The organism is Arthrobacter sp. 10T425 (genome assembly GCF_056393985.1).
In genome coordinates this window covers 19,821-33,447 of record NZ_JBFTGZ010000018.1, presented here as the reverse complement: position 1 = coordinate 33,447, position 13,627 = coordinate 19,821, and the positions used below count along the sequence as shown (strand labels likewise).

At 63.9% G+C, this 13,627-nt stretch carries 17 protein-coding genes; 11 read left to right on the top strand and 6 right to left on the bottom strand.

Annotated features, from left to right (window positions below):
- Window positions 1-12 precede the first annotated feature (12 nt).
- Entirely contained in the window at window positions 13-336 is a 324-nt protein-coding gene (locus AC1DDH_RS17925; protein ID WP_476851141.1) for a hypothetical protein, read from the top strand.
- A 31-nt stretch (window positions 337-367) separates the two neighbouring features.
- Here the strand turns inward: AC1DDH_RS17925 and AC1DDH_RS17920 are convergent, their stop codons facing one another.
- Window positions 368-706 carry a hypothetical protein gene (locus tag AC1DDH_RS17920; RefSeq protein WP_476857366.1) on the bottom strand — a complete coding sequence of 113 codons (339 nt, stop codon included), beginning with the start codon at window positions 704-706 and terminating at the stop codon, window positions 368-370.
- A gap of 123 nt (window positions 707-829) precedes the next feature.
- On the opposite strand from AC1DDH_RS17920, the gene AC1DDH_RS17915 reads away from it, so the two are divergent.
- Both AC1DDH_RS17915 and ppsA read left to right on the top strand, forming a co-directional pair.
- The gene (locus tag AC1DDH_RS17915; protein WP_476871978.1) at window positions 830-1,648 is read left to right on the top strand and encodes a pyruvate, water dikinase regulatory protein; all 819 of its coding nucleotides are present in this window, start codon (window positions 830-832) and stop codon (window positions 1,646-1,648) included.
- 151 nt (window positions 1,649-1,799) lie between these two features.
- A complete protein-coding gene (gene ppsA, locus AC1DDH_RS17910; protein ID WP_476955986.1) occupies window positions 1,800-4,217 on the top strand; it encodes a phosphoenolpyruvate synthase in 2,418 nt (805 codons plus the stop codon).
- A gap of 119 nt (window positions 4,218-4,336) precedes the next feature.
- On the opposite strand, the gene AC1DDH_RS17905 is transcribed toward ppsA, so the two are convergent.
- Window positions 4,337-5,026, bottom strand: coding sequence for an HAD family hydrolase (locus tag AC1DDH_RS17905; protein WP_476955985.1), 690 nt, complete (start codon window positions 5,024-5,026; stop codon window positions 4,337-4,339).
- Between the two features lie 433 nt (window positions 5,027-5,459).
- Here AC1DDH_RS17905 and AC1DDH_RS17900 point away from each other — a divergent pair, with 433 nt between their 5' ends.
- Window positions 5,460-6,233 carry an ion transporter gene (locus AC1DDH_RS17900; protein WP_476851137.1) on the top strand — a complete coding sequence of 258 codons (774 nt, stop codon included), beginning with the start codon at window positions 5,460-5,462 and terminating at the stop codon, window positions 6,231-6,233.
- Between the two features lie 633 nt (window positions 6,234-6,866).
- Here AC1DDH_RS17900 and AC1DDH_RS17895 read toward each other — a convergent pair.
- A complete protein-coding gene (locus tag AC1DDH_RS17895) occupies window positions 6,867-7,202 on the bottom strand; it encodes a carboxymuconolactone decarboxylase family protein (protein WP_476851136.1) in 336 nt (111 codons plus the stop codon).
- Window positions 7,203-7,406: 204 nt separating this feature from the next.
- Window positions 7,407-8,060 (bottom strand): TMEM175 family protein, encoded by a 654-nt coding sequence (locus AC1DDH_RS17890; protein WP_476857362.1) that lies wholly within the window; start codon window positions 8,058-8,060, stop codon window positions 7,407-7,409.
- A gap of 457 nt (window positions 8,061-8,517) precedes the next feature.
- Between AC1DDH_RS17890 and AC1DDH_RS17885 the strand changes: the two genes are divergently transcribed.
- The 3 genes from AC1DDH_RS17885 to AC1DDH_RS17875 all read left to right on the top strand — a co-directional run bounded on the left by AC1DDH_RS17885 (window position 8,518) and on the right by AC1DDH_RS17875 (window position 9,669).
- Window positions 8,518-8,841, top strand: coding sequence for a carboxymuconolactone decarboxylase (locus AC1DDH_RS17885; RefSeq protein ID WP_476955984.1), 324 nt, complete (start codon window positions 8,518-8,520; stop codon window positions 8,839-8,841).
- Between the two features lie 73 nt (window positions 8,842-8,914).
- Window positions 8,915-9,172: a VOC family protein gene (locus AC1DDH_RS17880; RefSeq protein WP_476955983.1), complete on the top strand. Its 258-nt coding sequence runs from the start codon at window positions 8,915-8,917 to the stop codon at window positions 9,170-9,172.
- Between the two features lie 59 nt (window positions 9,173-9,231).
- Window positions 9,232-9,669, top strand: a complete 438-nt coding sequence (locus tag AC1DDH_RS17875; protein WP_476955982.1) for a VOC family protein — start codon at window positions 9,232-9,234, stop codon at window positions 9,667-9,669.
- Between the two features lie 53 nt (window positions 9,670-9,722).
- Here AC1DDH_RS17875 and AC1DDH_RS17870 read toward each other — a convergent pair whose 3' ends face one another.
- Window positions 9,723-10,496 carry an ion transporter gene (locus AC1DDH_RS17870; RefSeq protein ID WP_476851132.1) on the bottom strand — a complete coding sequence of 258 codons (774 nt, stop codon included), beginning with the start codon at window positions 10,494-10,496 and terminating at the stop codon, window positions 9,723-9,725.
- Window positions 10,497-10,594: 98 nt separating this feature from the next.
- On the opposite strand from AC1DDH_RS17870, the gene AC1DDH_RS17865 reads away from it, so the two are divergent.
- The 3 genes from AC1DDH_RS17865 (at window position 10,595) to AC1DDH_RS17855 (ending at window position 12,365) form a co-directional block, all read left to right on the top strand.
- Window positions 10,595-10,798: a hypothetical protein gene (locus tag AC1DDH_RS17865; RefSeq protein ID WP_043435465.1), complete on the top strand. Its 204-nt coding sequence runs from the start codon at window positions 10,595-10,597 to the stop codon at window positions 10,796-10,798.
- Window positions 10,799-10,991: 193 nt separating this feature from the next.
- On the top strand, window positions 10,992-11,597 hold the full coding sequence (locus AC1DDH_RS17860) for a DUF1326 domain-containing protein (protein ID WP_476932289.1): 606 nt from the start codon (window positions 10,992-10,994) through the stop codon (window positions 11,595-11,597).
- A 45-nt stretch (window positions 11,598-11,642) separates the two neighbouring features.
- Window positions 11,643-12,365 carry a DUF2182 domain-containing protein gene (locus AC1DDH_RS17855; RefSeq protein WP_476955981.1) on the top strand — a complete coding sequence of 241 codons (723 nt, stop codon included), beginning with the start codon at window positions 11,643-11,645 and terminating at the stop codon, window positions 12,363-12,365.
- Window positions 12,366-12,440: 75 nt separating this feature from the next.
- On the opposite strand, the gene AC1DDH_RS17850 is transcribed toward AC1DDH_RS17855, so the two are convergent.
- On the bottom strand, window positions 12,441-13,076 hold the full coding sequence (locus tag AC1DDH_RS17850) for a TetR/AcrR family transcriptional regulator (RefSeq protein ID WP_476851129.1): 636 nt from the start codon (window positions 13,074-13,076) through the stop codon (window positions 12,441-12,443).
- Between the two features lie 133 nt (window positions 13,077-13,209).
- Between AC1DDH_RS17850 and AC1DDH_RS17845 the strand changes: the two genes are divergently transcribed.
- A complete protein-coding gene (locus AC1DDH_RS17845) occupies window positions 13,210-13,623 on the top strand; it encodes a carboxymuconolactone decarboxylase family protein (protein ID WP_476955980.1) in 414 nt (137 codons plus the stop codon).
- Window positions 13,624-13,627 lie beyond the last annotated feature (4 nt).

Genomic DNA, 13,627 nt, shown 5'->3' with positions numbered 1-13,627 from the left:
GGGGAACTGATCATGGATACCGAATTCGCCGAGGTCATTGATCATGACGTCACCACCATCACCTGCGTATGCGGCAATACCGTCAGCAGCGAGGGATTGATTCAGGCCAACTCACAGGGCATGCCCGTTCACATTGGCGGAAACGTTCCCGTGCCCGCGGGGCTGGCTACCTGGCCTGAGGACGAGGATCTCTACACCTTGTGCTCCTCTTGCGGCCGCGTTTACCATGACGCTGTCATCGAAGAGACTGGGACCGCGCCCGTTGCTTTCCGGATTGATGTCACCGCCGGACCGGTTGCCGAAGCGATCCGTGTCCACTGGGACCTCAACACGTAGCACTGTGACCGTGTCAGGGGTCAGTGACGCCCTACACGGTGTCCGGCCGCTGATCTCCCTTGTGGCTCCGCAGATTCTCCTGCACCTTGCCGAACAAATCCTTGATGGTCGTCTCCGTATTGGTGAGCATGTCCGGCTGGACGTAGACCTGTTGGGCGGGAGGCAGGCTGTAATGGGACGCCAGGCCACCCGCACCGTCCACCCCTGCCAGCGCGATGGTCACACCACCCTCTTTGCGCGCAATGGCGCCAATCCGGCCGAAGACCACGGTAAATTCGTCCGGCTGGAAGCTCACGGTCAGTCCGACATGTGTCCGGTTAAGGTCACTTGCCGTGACGGCCTTCTCGTTCCCGGTCCCTGCATAGTTCATGTCGATCTCCCGAATAGCTGGTGGCGTTGTAAGCGAGCAGTCTACGTCCGGGACCGGAGGCGGGGTAGGGACCCGCCGGCTGCCCGATACCGGACCGGTCCCGGCGTGGGGGAGAATGCGTTCATGACCAAAGACGATCTTCGGCCTGTCTACTTCCTTTCGGACAGCACCGGCATCACCGCGGAAACGCTCGGCAACACTTTGCTGACGCAGTTCCCCGCGAACCACTTTGACCGCATCACGGTCCCCTTCATCACCACGGTCGAACAGGCCAGGACGGTGGTCGGCACTATCGACAAACTGGCCGCCACTGGCCTGCAGCCGATCGTCTTTTCCACCGCGGTAAGCAGCGATATCCGCCAGGTCCTGGGTACGTGCCAGGGAATCATCGTGGATCTCATCGGGACACATGTCGGACAGCTGGAGCGGGCCCTGGGTTCGCCGGCCAGCGGCGAACCCGGCAGGGCCCATGGCCTGGGCAATGCGGAGCGGTATCAATCCCGGATGGCCGCCGTCGAATACGCCATGGAACACGACGACGGCCAAAGCCTGCGGGCGCTCGAAAAGGCCCAAGTCATCCTGGTGGCGCCGTCCCGCTGCGGAAAAACGCCCACCACCATGTACTTGGCCCTGCAGCACGGCATTTTCGCCGCCAACTTCCCGCTGGTGGACGAAGACTTTGAACGCGAAGGGCTCCCCAAGCCGCTGAGGCCTTTCGTTGAGAAGTGTTTCGGGCTCTCCTCCAACCCCCTGCGCCTGAGCCAGATCCGCACCGAACGGCGCCGGGGTTCACCCTACGCGTCGCTGCGGCAGTGCGGCTTCGAGCTGCGCAGCGCCGAACAGCTGTACGTCTCCCATAGGATTCCGTACCTGAATTCGGCCACGGTGTCCGTCGAGGAAATGGCGGCAACCATCCTGCAGCGGATGAACCTCAAGCATTAGAGAAAAGTTTCACAAACTTAGTGTGGCGCACGTCATGTGGAAAGTGCGCTGGAGACCTGTCACTGTGGACAGGACTTGCGCCCATCAACCGGCCATCGCCGCAAGCGGGGCGGCGCACTTGCATGCCATCATCTGCAAAGGAGCAGTAACTATGACGACAGACATCCTGTGGTTCTCAGAACTCGGACTCAAGGACCTGGACCGGGTGGGCGGGAAGAACGCCTCCCTCGGTGAGATGGTGCAGAACCTGACCTCCGCCGGCGTCCAGGTTCCCGACGGCTTCGCCACCACCGCGGATGCCTACCGCAACTTCCTGGCGGATTCGGGCCTTGACCAGAAGATCGCCGACCGGCTTGTCGGCCTGGACACCGATGACGTCACCGCCCTGGCAGCCGCCGGGCAGGAGATCCGGGCCCTCATGCGCGAAACGCCCTTCCTGCCTGACTTCGAAGCGCAGATCCGGAACTCCTACCAGCAGCTGGTGGACAAGCACGGCGGCTCTGAGGACCTGTCCTGGGCCGTCCGTTCCAGCGCCACGGCGGAAGACCTCCCTGATGCCTCCTTCGCCGGGCAGCAGGAAACCTTCCTGAACGTCCGCGGCATCGAGAACATCCTGCTCGCCATCAAGGACGTGTTCGCGTCCCTCTACAACGACCGGGCGATCGCCTACCGGGTGCACCACAAGTTCGAGCACGCCGAGGTGGCGCTCTCGGCCGGCATCCAGCGCATGGTGCGCTCCGACGTCGGCGCCTCCGGCGTCATGTTCACCATGGACACAGAGTCCGGGTTCCAGGACGCCGTGTTCGTCACGTCCTCCTACGGCCTCGGCGAGGCTGTCGTCCAGGGCGCCGTCAACCCCGACGAGTTCTACGTCTACAAGCCCGCGCTGCAGGCCGGCCGGCCCGCAATCCTCAAGCGCGGACTGGGCGAGAAGGCCCTGCAGATGACCTACACGAGCAGCCGCGAAATCGGCCGCACCATCGACTTCGTGCCGGTCGAGGCGTCCCTGCGGAACCGCTTCAGCCTCACTGACGACGACGTCGAGCAGCTCGCCCGGCACGCCGTCGCCATCGAGAACCACTATGGCCGCCCCATGGACATCGAATGGGGCAAGGACGGGATCGACGGCGGCCTGTACATCCTGCAGGCGCGCCCGGAGACCGTGCAGTCCCGCCGGGCCTCCGGCAGCCTGAGCCGGTTCCGGCTCAACGGGACCGGCCGGGTGCTGGTCGAGGGCCGCGCCATTGGCCAGCGCATCGGCGCGGGCAGCGTCCGCATCCTCACCGCGATCGACCAGATGGCCGCCTTCAAAACCGGTGATGTCCTCGTCGCCGACATGACCGACCCGGACTGGGAACCGATCATGAAGCGTGCCTCCGCCATCGTGACCAACCGCGGCGGGCGCACGTGCCACGCGGCCATCATTGCCCGGGAACTGGGGATTCCCGCCGTCGTCGGCACCGGGGACGCCACCGATGCCCTCTCCGACGGCCTCGACGTGACCGTGTCCTGCGCCGACGGTGAAACCGGCGTGATCTACGAAGGGCTCCTGGACTTCAGCGTCGAGGAAACCGAGATCACCCAGCTGCCCGAGGCCCCCGTCAAGGTCATGATGAACGTGGGCACCCCGGAGCAGGCTTTCACGTTCGCGCAACTGCCCAACCACGGAGTGGGCCTGGCCCGGCTCGAATTCATCATCAACCGCCAGATCGGCATCCACCCCAAGGCACTGCTGAACCTCGACGAGCAGCCGGCGGACGTCGCCACGGAAATCCGTGAGCGCATCGCAGCGTACGAGAGCCCGCGCGACTACTACATCAAGCGCCTGGCCGAGGGCGTGTCCACCATCGCCGCCGCCTTCGCGCCGGAACCCGTGATTGTGCGCATGTCCGACTTCAAGTCCAACGAGTACGCCAACCTGATCGGCGGGCCCGCCTACGAGCCGCACGAAGAGAACCCGATGATCGGCTTCCGCGGCGCCTCACGGTACCTCGAGCCGTCCTTCCGGGACTGCTTCGACCTCGAGTGTGAGGCCCTGTCCTTTGTCCGCAACGAGATGGGCCTGACCAACGTCAAGCTAATGATCCCGTTCGTACGGACCCTGGACGAGGCCCGCGGCGTTATCGAACTGCTGGGGGAGAACGGCCTCACCCGCGGCGAGAACGGCCTCGACGTGATCATGATGTGCGAGATCCCATCCAACGCGCTGCTCGCCGATGAGTTCCTGGACTACTTTGACGGGTTCTCCATCGGCTCCAACGACATGACCCAGCTGGCCCTGGGCCTGGACCGGGACTCCGCGATTGTCTCGGGCGGCTTCGATGAACGCGATCCGGCCGTCAAAAAGCTCCTGAGCATGGCCATCGCGGCCTGCAAGGCGCGCGGCAAATATGTCGGCATCTGCGGCCAGGGTCCGAGCGATCACGCGGACTTCGCCGAGTGGCTGGTCGAGGAAGGCATCGATTCGGTTTCCTTGAACCCCGACACCGTGGTGGACACCTGGCTGCGCCTTGCCGGCGCCACAGGCGGCCCGGCCGTCGAGGCAGGCGTCGGCGCCGGGGCGAACTGACAGCCGCGGCGTCCAAGTAAAGACAGGCAGGACACCCGCCGGGCAGCACGGACTGAGAATTCCAGACCGTGCTGCCTCGGCGGCCGTTCAGGCGTTGGAAGCCGCACGGGCGGAAGGCCTCAGGCGCTCAGCTTTCCAATCGCGCTGCTTCCAAGGTTCTCCAACAGGTGCCGCGGATTGTCGTAAACCTCGGCGGCACCGGCCTCCCGCAGCTCGGCTTCGCTGATTCCGCCACAGGTCAGGGCAATGGCGGGAACTCCGATTGCCGCTGCGGCCAACACGTCCCAGACGGCGTCGCCGACAAACACGACGTCCGCCGGGCTGAGCTCAAGCTTGTCCAGGCACGCCAGCAGAATGTCGGGAGCGGGCTTGCTCTCGTCGGCGTCGTTGGAACTGGTCCACGCATCGATGGACGTGCCGGCGTCCAGGAGGCGCCGGGCGACGTCCAGGTCGCGCTCCTGCGCTGATGATGCCAAACCCACGGCCAGCCCGGCGCCGGAGCATGCGGCCAGGAGGTCCCGGGCAGAGTCGAAGGGGCGCAGGGAAGGCCAAAACGTGGAGAACACGGCGCCGTGCGCGGATTTGAGGTCTTCCTGCATGTCCGTGGTGCACCCGGGGACCAAGTGTTCGATGAGCTTGTCGCCGCCCATGCCGACGCAGCGGTGGATAGCCGAGATCTGGATGTCCAGCCCCTCCCCCCGGAACGCCTGCCACCAGGCAAGGGCATGGAAATAGCTGGAGTCAATCAAGGTCCCGTCGACGTCGAAAAGGACCCCGCGTTTCTTTTCGGATTTTGAACCTGGCACCATTGCTACCCCACCTTTGGTTGAGGGCGGCCGCATGTGCCTGACCAGGCAACGGCTCGGCCCATAACGGATCTTTCCAGACCGGCGTCCGAAGTACCTGTCAAAGACTTCTCAGCGTCCACGATCAGAACGCCGCCACCACTCTGCAGCGAGTGCTCCAACTCCAAATGTCCGGCCACTTTAACCTCCTCGACTCTGCTGGAAGCTTGCATAGTAAGACTACTTAATGCAGGGGAATTTTCGTGGCGGCGTGCATGCAGCGGTCGTCGCCGTCGGGGAGCGGCTAACGACATTTAGACCATGCGCCTGCCTCGATCCCGGCGAGGCCCCAGGCCGGGTACTTGCGCGCCAGGCTGTTGAACAGCGGCACTGCGGTCCGGTCAGAGAAGGGCAAAAAGTGTCGGGTACTTGAGTGCTTTCGTGCCAGAATCCTCACATGACCAGGGAACGCAGTGAACTGAAGAGCATCGGATATGAGATCTTCATCGGAATACTTTCGCTCCTGTCGATCGTCAATCTCGTGCTCGTGTATGCCGCGCGGGAGCAGTCGCTCGACACCGTGCTCGAGGTGATGAACGCCCTTTTCAGCGTGATCTTCCTCGCCGACTTCCTCTACCGGATCCTCACCGCGCCATCGGCGGGCGCCTATTTCTTCAGGCACTTCGGCTGGGCCGACCTGCTGGCCAGCATGCCCTTCGCGCAACTCAAGTTCCTGCGCATCTTCCGGCTGATCCGGGTGTACCGCCTGCTCCGCGACGTCGGCATCCGGACAATCGGCCGCGCACTGAGCAAAGACCGGGCCGGCAGCTCCCTGTACATCCTGCTGCTCATGGGCATTTTCGTACTGGAATTCGGAAGCCTCACGATGCTCCGCATCGAGCAGTATGCGCCGGGGGCCAATATCACGACGGCCTCGGACGCCATCTGGTACACGATCGTCACGATCTCGACAGTGGGATACGGTGACCAGTATCCGGTCACCGGTGCCGGCCGTATTCTCGGTACGGGCATCATCGTCGTCGGTGTCGGCATCTTCGGCACCTTCACCGGCTACCTGGCCAACTTCTTCCTGGCTCCCCGGAAGAAGGAACCCGCACCGCCCGTCGATGCGGCCAACACCAGCGCGACGGTCGAAGCACTCCGCCTGCGCCTCGAAGAGTCCGAAGCCAAGCTCACCGAGATCAGAAAGCTGCTCACCGAGCCAACCTAGCTGGGCCTCCCCGGCCCGGCTGCCTGCCAGGGTTCTTCGCCGAACCAATGACTTTTGGCACTGCCCGTGTGTGCCTGCCGGGGCAAGAGTTGGACCTTCGCTACCGGTTTGGCCAGCGCCCCGGTCCGGGTGCGAAAGGCCGCTTGCCTTTGACGGGTCGGTCCTGCCCCACACCGTCCGGAGACAGCGTCCGGTGTCAAGGCCGTGAAGGTGGGTGACGAGAAGTTCATCGAAGCCGCTTCGTCCTGATCGGCCGACACGACCCCAGTGAACCCTGCGGAGGACCGCAAGGCCACGAACCGACATGCCCGGGCCTCGCTTCGGATCCGCGCGACCAACTCCACTCTCGGCTCCATCCACCAGGGTGCCGGCGAGTCACGAGGTGGGGCCAGAAATAACTGCCTATCCGTGCGATCCAAACCGGTCATAACCACCCGGGGCAAATCTACGCGTCCCCTGCCACATTGAGCCGGAATGCGTGGACCGGAGAGGAGAACGTCAGCACCGGACCCCACGACGTCGTCTGCACAGACCGGGACGAGGATCATTCCGGCGTAGCCCGAAGGCGATATGCCGCCCGTGCAGGTTCCCCTCCACGAGCCCGCGCGCCACGGCGCCGTGGTCCGGACCGGATTAGCCCTCGGCTTCCGCTTCTGCCTCGGCCATAGCCTCGGTCAATTCGAGGGCGAAGCCCAGGGCGCTGGCTAGGTTGCCGGTTGCCGCCACGATCCGGGGGGTGCCGACGATTGGGGCAACAGCGATCAGGATGCCCTGGATGTCCTCACTGGTGATGCCGACATCCATCGCGGTACTGGCATTGAAAAAGTAGGACGCGGCCGGGGCGTCGACGGCGGCGAGGGCAGCGATCCGGGCCAGCATCAACTCGCGAGGATCAAGCGTCGAGCGTTCAACCGATACGGCGGTGAGGTCGGCGAGGGCGTCCAGGATCGGGGTTTCTTCTTCGGCCATGGCCATGTCTCCATCTGGTTGCGGTGATTGTATGGCGAGTGGCGCGACCGGGGCCGGTCGCTGCGACTCGACATCAACGTAACCCTCGAAAGCGGAGGACGACATCACCCCCATGGGATGAACCGATGCTCAGCCCGCCGTGGCGGCCACAGCGCATCGACAGGAATCTTGAATGCAAAGCCCCCGATTCTGCCTACCCGCCGGTCAAGCGGAACGGGAACGGCGCCGGATGGCGCTGAACGGCAGGAGGATAAACAGGGCGAGTGCCAGATAGCCGAAGACGGCGATGACTGGCTGGACCAGCCCAATCAGGATCATGGCGACGTACACGCCCAGCGTCGGCGTGAGCCGTTTGGTGAGGGTCTTCACATCCTCATCAGCCAGATCCGGGCGCACGAGACGCGCGCGGACAGCATATCGCCAGGTCACCGAAATCATGATCATCGATAGGAGCAGGTTGATGCCGTAGACGGTCGCCGCGATCCGCTCGGGCCCGGCTTCGTGGATGAATTCGGCCAGCAACTTCGTCGGAAACGGCAGGAACGAGACAACCAGGAGCAGTAACAGGTTCAGCCGTACGAACACCGAGTCGGCATGGTCGAGGTATTCGGTGATGACCGTGTGGGCAAACCAGACCGCCCCAATCGTCGAGAAGCTGACCAAGTATGCTAAGTACGACGGCCACAGGTCGACCAGCGCGCCGACGAGGTTCTCGTGGGAGCCGGCAGGGACCGAAATCTCCAAAATGAGGAGCGTTATCGCGATGGCGAACACGCCGTCGCTGAATGCTTCCATCCGCCCGGTCCGATAGGCAGACGGCCGGGGTTGCGGCTGCGCGGCACCAACCTGGTCATCCATGGGACAAGCATGGCAGCCGCTTCTTGACATCCGGCTCATCCGCAACGAACGATCTACTTGATGCGCTGCCCGCGGGTCAGCCACGCCCCATGGCCGATTTCGGCCCCACATATGACGGACTCACCGACTCCTACGTTTCATCCAGACCTTCTTCCAGCCGACACCGTAACGGGTATATCTCTCGGCATTGGGGCCGACGGATACATCGGGCTCAAATCCTTTTGGGCGGGTCAGCAATTGTGCGTCAAAGGCGACCTCGCTACTTGGCGGCTACCGAGAAGTGATCCTTTCGCACGCTCGAGGCCCGTCTGTTACGGAGTCCGATGGCCGGCGATCGGTTCATCCCGCGGGGGTGATGTCTCCCTGGGACGTACAGGGCTACTTTGCAGACGGGCCGGGCCCCTCGCCCGTGCCGTCGGCTCGGCACCCAACACCGAATCCAGATGGAGACATGATCATGGCCGAAGAAGAAACCCCCGTCGTCGACGCCCTCGCCGACATCACCGCCGTGTCGCTCGAACGCTCCACCCTTGTTCCCCGCGAGTTGATGCTGGCCCGTATCGCGGCCCTCGTCTCCGTCGACGCTCCACCCGCCTCCTACCTGCTCAACGCCGGTACGGTGGTCGACGTCGGCGTCACGGCAGATGATGTCCAGGGCACCGTCATCGCAGTTGCGCCCATTGTCGGCACTCCCCGGATCGTGGCGGCAGGCAGCAAACCTCGCCATTGCGCTCGGCTTTGTCATCGCAGTGGCCGAAGCCGAGCTCGAAGCCGAGCTTGAGGCTGAAGCCGATGCCCCGGCCGAGGACTGATCACGCCAGGCGGTACTACGAAAGGGACTGCGGGAGCGAGACATGACCCAGCGAACCTACCCTGAGGGCGTACCGTGTTGGATCGACACCGAGCAGCCCGACGTCGAGGCGGCCGCCGAGTTCTATGCCGGCCTCTTTGGCTGGACGTTCGAGGACGCCGTGCCGGCGGGCGCGCCAGGCCGATACTTGATTGCCAAGTTCGATGGCCAGGACGTCGCCGGGATGGCGGACACCCGGGGTGCCGCGACATGGAATACCTACGTATCCGTCGAGGACGCGGATACCGCAGTGCGGCGTTGACCGATCCAGGGGGCGTCGGGATCCGCATCTGGCAAGCCAAGCGACGCTTGGGGGCACAGGTGGCCAATCAGCCGGGGTCCTGGAATTTCAGCGATCTCCACACGCCTAACCCCGGCGCGGCCAGCAAGTTTTATGAGGACGTGTTTGGCTGGCAAGTCGACGACCTCGGCTTCGCGATGATGATCCGCAGGCCCGGTTACGGTGATCACCTTGAGGCGACAATCGATCCGGGCATCAGGGAAAGGCAGTCAGCGCTGGCCCCTCCACCTGGCTTCGAGGATGCGATCGCCTGGATCGCGACCACGGCCCCCGACGAACTGCCGCACTGGCACGTCTCGTTCACCGTTGCCGACCGGGACCAGACGGTGGTTGAGGCGAAGCGACTCGGCGCCCAAGTCCTTAGCCAAAGCGAGACCGAGTGGACGCGCACGGCACTGATCCGGGACCCCCAGGGAGCTGAGTTTACCGCCAGCCAGTTCACGCCCCCGTCGCCATGAGCGCTCTTCAATAGAGGCGCCGGGTCAGATGGCGGCAGCTATGGGACGAACGTTCACCCGGTTGGCCCGGCAAGCAGCTTTCTGATCTCGGTGAGCTTGGCTTCGGACTCTTCGAGGCGCTGGCGGAGTCCTTCGACCGTCGCGGTTCCCGTCCCGGCGGCATCGACCGGCGGTGCGGGATTCTTGGGAGACAGAAAGAAGTTGGCCAGGTAGCCGGTGAATGTGCCGAAGATGCCGACACCGAGGACAATGATGCCTGCCCCGATCATACGGCCCGGGTCGGTGACCGGATACTGGTCACCATATCCGACTGTCGAGATCGTGACGATGGTGTACCAGATGGCGTCGGAGGCGTTCGTAATGTTGGCCCCTGGGGCGTACTGCTCGACGCGGAGCATGGCGAGGCTGCCGAATTCGAGCACGAGAATGCCCATGAGCAGCAGGATGTACAGGGAGCTGCCGGCCCGATCCTTGATCAGCGCGCGGCTGATCGTGCGGACGCCGACATCGCGGAGCAGGCGGTACACCCGGATCAGCCGGAAGATGCGCAGGATCTTGAATTGCGCGACAGGCACGCTGGCCAGCAGGTCGGCCCAGCCGAAGTGTTTGAAGAAATAGGCGCCGGCCGATGGCGCGGTGACGATCCGGTAGAGGAAGTCCGCAAGGAAGATCACACTGAAAATGGCGTTCATCACGGTGAGCACCGTGTCGAGGTATTGGTCCTGCACGACATACAAGAGCACGAGATTGACAATCGACAGGATCGAAAGGATACCGATGAAGATCTCGTATCCGGTGCTCTTCAGTTCACTTCGTTCCTTGGTCATATGAGGATTCTGGCACGCGTGCAACGGCGTGGCTGACACTTTTTCAGGAGTAGGGTTTGGCTTGGCAGACGAAGGGGTCGGCAGACGAAGGGGTCCACATGAGCTACAAATATCGAACCGTCCGGGTTCGCGGCACTGACCTGGTTGGAACCATCGCGCGCAAACACGGGGGCGCGCCTGAGATCTACGAAACCTCGAAGGACCCGAGCACCTCGGTCGTCCCGGTGTTTTTCCAGGCAACGGGTGAGGTCCGATTCTTCGACAGGTCAATGCTGGAGGACGTCGTGACGCCGGCCAGCTAACAGCGGTGTTGCACCGCTGGGCAGACGTAAAAAGTCGCCCTGGCGCCCATTCCGGCCGGACGACCCGCGCCCCTTTATTCGATGCGCGGGGCCGCCCGAGAGTGTCCTTCGCATGGGTGTCCGCATGGCGTTGACACTGTTCAGGGCCGCGAGGAGGATTTGTTTTGGGGGGCCTCTTCGAAAGGAGCCCTAAATGCCGTGGCATGTCGAGGGTACATATTTTGAGAATTGCAATTGCGATATGGTCTGCCCGTGTACGGCGACAGGACAGACGGCACCGGCGGACAATGACCGCTGCAACGTGGCCTTGGCCTTCCACGTGGAAACCGGTGAAGTCAACGGTGTCGACGTCGGCGGTCTGACAGTCTGCGTCCTCGCCGATACCCCGGCCCTGATGAGTGAGGGGGGCTGGAAGGTCGGTCTCCTGATGGACGCCGCCGCCTCCGCCGAGCAGGCCGAAGCGCTCGGTGCAGTCTTCGGCGGCCAGCTCGGCGGACCGATGGAGGGCCTCGCACCCTTGATCGGTGAAATGGCGGGCATGGAGTCCCTGGAGATGGCCTACGCCGACGACGGGCGTGTCCACCAGGTGCGTATTGGCAGTGCAGTCGAGATGGTGGTCGAGGACTTCATGAATCCATTTGATTCCACAGGGCGAGGAGTGAAAATTAGCGGGGTCGGATTCCCGGCCGACACTCTGGCAGCCGGCACATCCAGCACCGCCCGCGTCGACGTGTTCGGGATGACCTGGGATAACGCCGGGAAGAACTCCTTCTCGGCCCCCTTCGCCTGGTCCGCTTAGGTGCCGGGCAGGAGCCGCCTGACAGCTGGCCACCATGCCGGAGAATTGGCGCTGATCGGGTGCGCCGCGCTGGCCTGGTACCTGACGTTCCTAGGCCTTTCCGACATGTCCACGGGCCCGGGAACGATGGGATTGAGGCTCTGGGGTTTCCTGGCGGTGTGGACGCTGATGATGGCAGCCATGATGTTGCCGGCGCTGGCGCCCCTGACTTCGACGTATCTCAGATCCATCCGCGCCGTGCGCAGCCGCCGGGTCAGGGCCATCCGGACAACGGCCCTGGTAGGCGGCTACCTTCTGACATGGATCGGATTCGGCGTCGTGGCCTACGCGGCCGCGGCGCTCGCCGGACTGCTGGCTGAGGACGCGCCGGATATCGCGCCCTGGGTGGGAGGTGCCGTGCTGGTGGCGGCCGGCGCCTACCAGCTCACCCCGCTGAAGGACTTTTGCCTCAGGCACTGCCGGTCGCCCATAGCCTTCCTGTTGCACGTGTCCGGGTACAAGGGCCGCTTGCGGGACGTCCGCGTCGGCATGTACCACGGCGTGTACTGCGTCGGCTGCTGTTGGGGGCTCATGGTGGTGCTGATTGCCGTGGGCGTGATGAACCTGGCGTGGATGGCCGTGCTCACGGTAGTTATCTTCCTGGAGAAGACATGGAAATACGGGCCCGCCTTCAGCCGGATAACCGGTGTCTCGCTGATCGTTTTCGCGCTCTTCGTCCCGGCACACCCGGAGCTGCTGCCCGGGCTATACATGCCCGTGCCCATGTAAGGCACGCTGGACCGTCGTTTTCGAATGACAGTCCGGGGACCGACGTCGGCACGGGCCCCCGCGCCGTCATCGCTTCTACGGCGTGCCCCCGTGGGCGGGTCGGCGCGAAAACAGCGTGCTGACCAGCCGGACCCCAAAGCCTTCATCCAGCGGCGAGCCACTCAGGAAGAACCGGTAGTAGATCGGCCCCAGCAGGAGGTCGGTGAGCATCTCGGCGTCGACGTCCGGGCTCAGGTCTCCTCGGGAGATGCCCCGCTCCACCAGGAGGCGTACATCTGCCACCCGGCGGTTCACCACCCGCTCCCGGTAAGCACGCGCAAGTTCCGGGTCCGCAGCGACCTCCGATACGAGGCCCTGCATGATGCGGCCTATCAGGGTGGAGCTAAGGAGCTCGATGGTGCGGTCAACCACTGCCGCCAGTTCGGCGTACGTATCCCCGACATCCGGCGTCGTCCCCAGGTACTCGACCGAGTCCAGCAGGACGGCCAGTGCGAGGTCGGTCTTCGACCGATACCGGCGGTAGATGGTCGTCTTGGCCACGCCGGAACGGTTCGCCACGCCCTCGACAGTCAGGCCGTTGACCCCAGACTCCGCGAGCATTTCCCTCGTGGCGGCAAGAATCAACTTCTCCGTCCGCGCGCGCCGACCCGTGTCCGCGGGTTGAGGGGCCGCGGCTGTCCCGTCCTCGCCCGTCACTGTGGGGTTAGCCACATCCACGCCCCTTCCCGTTCCGCGCCAGAAGCGCTAATGTTAATAACGCTACGCAACGTAGCGTTTCGCGGGTGGTTGAAGCAACCCACCCGACAAACCCACAACCACCCTACGCACTTTTAGGAGCGCCGACATGGCCACAGATCGTTACCAGCGCGGACTCGACCGCATGATGGAACTCGTCTCCACGGAACACGCCAACACGTTCGACCACGTCAAGCTCGTCGAGTCCTACAGGAGCCTGGACGAGGACCTGTCCGACTACATCGTCTCCTTCGCCTTCGGGGACATCTACTCCCGGACTGCCCTGACCCAGCAGGAGCAGACAATGGTGACCATCTCCACGCTGGTTGCCCTGGGCACCGAGCCCCAGTTGAAGTTGCACATCAACACAGGTTTCAACGTGGGCCTGACCAAAGAGAAGATCGTCGGTGCCCTGATCCATTGCATCCCCTACATCGGGTTCCCGCGCGTACTCAACGCACTGACCCTCGTCAAGGAGGTCATGGCAGAGCGCGGTCTGACCCCGGATTCACCCACGCACTGAGATG

What these genes read in the sequence shown, in the direction of transcription:
- AC1DDH_RS17890 (WP_476857362.1), bottom strand. Translation starts at nt 8,060, where the DNA reads ATGGATGACCAGGTTGGTGCCGCGCAGCCGCAACCCCGGCCGTCTGCC.
- AC1DDH_RS17860 (WP_476932289.1), top strand. Translation starts at nt 10,992, where the DNA reads ATGCCGTGGCATGTCGAGGGTACATATTTTGAGAATTGCAATTGCGAT.
- AC1DDH_RS17920 (WP_476857366.1), bottom strand. Translation starts at nt 706, where the DNA reads ATGAACTATGCAGGGACCGGGAACGAGAAGGCCGTCACGGCAAGTGAC.
- AC1DDH_RS17865 (WP_043435465.1), top strand. Translation starts at nt 10,595, where the DNA reads ATGAGCTACAAATATCGAACCGTCCGGGTTCGCGGCACTGACCTGGTT.
- AC1DDH_RS17845 (WP_476955980.1), top strand. Translation starts at nt 13,210, where the DNA reads ATGGCCACAGATCGTTACCAGCGCGGACTCGACCGCATGATGGAACTC.
- AC1DDH_RS17925 (WP_476851141.1), top strand. Translation starts at nt 13, where the DNA reads ATGGATACCGAATTCGCCGAGGTCATTGATCATGACGTCACCACCATC.
- AC1DDH_RS17905 (WP_476955985.1), bottom strand. Translation starts at nt 5,026, where the DNA reads ATGGTGCCAGGTTCAAAATCCGAAAAGAAACGCGGGGTCCTTTTCGAC.
- AC1DDH_RS17915 (WP_476871978.1), top strand. Translation starts at nt 830, where the DNA reads ATGACCAAAGACGATCTTCGGCCTGTCTACTTCCTTTCGGACAGCACC.
- AC1DDH_RS17870 (WP_476851132.1), bottom strand. Translation starts at nt 10,496, where the DNA reads ATGACCAAGGAACGAAGTGAACTGAAGAGCACCGGATACGAGATCTTC.
- AC1DDH_RS17880 (WP_476955983.1), top strand. Translation starts at nt 8,915, where the DNA reads ATGACCCAGCGAACCTACCCTGAGGGCGTACCGTGTTGGATCGACACC.
- AC1DDH_RS17885 (WP_476955984.1), top strand. Translation starts at nt 8,518, where the DNA reads ATGGCCGAAGAAGAAACCCCCGTCGTCGACGCCCTCGCCGACATCACC.
- ppsA (WP_476955986.1), top strand. Translation starts at nt 1,800, where the DNA reads ATGACGACAGACATCCTGTGGTTCTCAGAACTCGGACTCAAGGACCTG.
- AC1DDH_RS17895 (WP_476851136.1), bottom strand. Translation starts at nt 7,202, where the DNA reads ATGGCCGAAGAAGAAACCCCGATCCTGGACGCCCTCGCCGACCTCACC.
- AC1DDH_RS17900 (WP_476851137.1), top strand. Translation starts at nt 5,460, where the DNA reads ATGACCAGGGAACGCAGTGAACTGAAGAGCATCGGATATGAGATCTTC.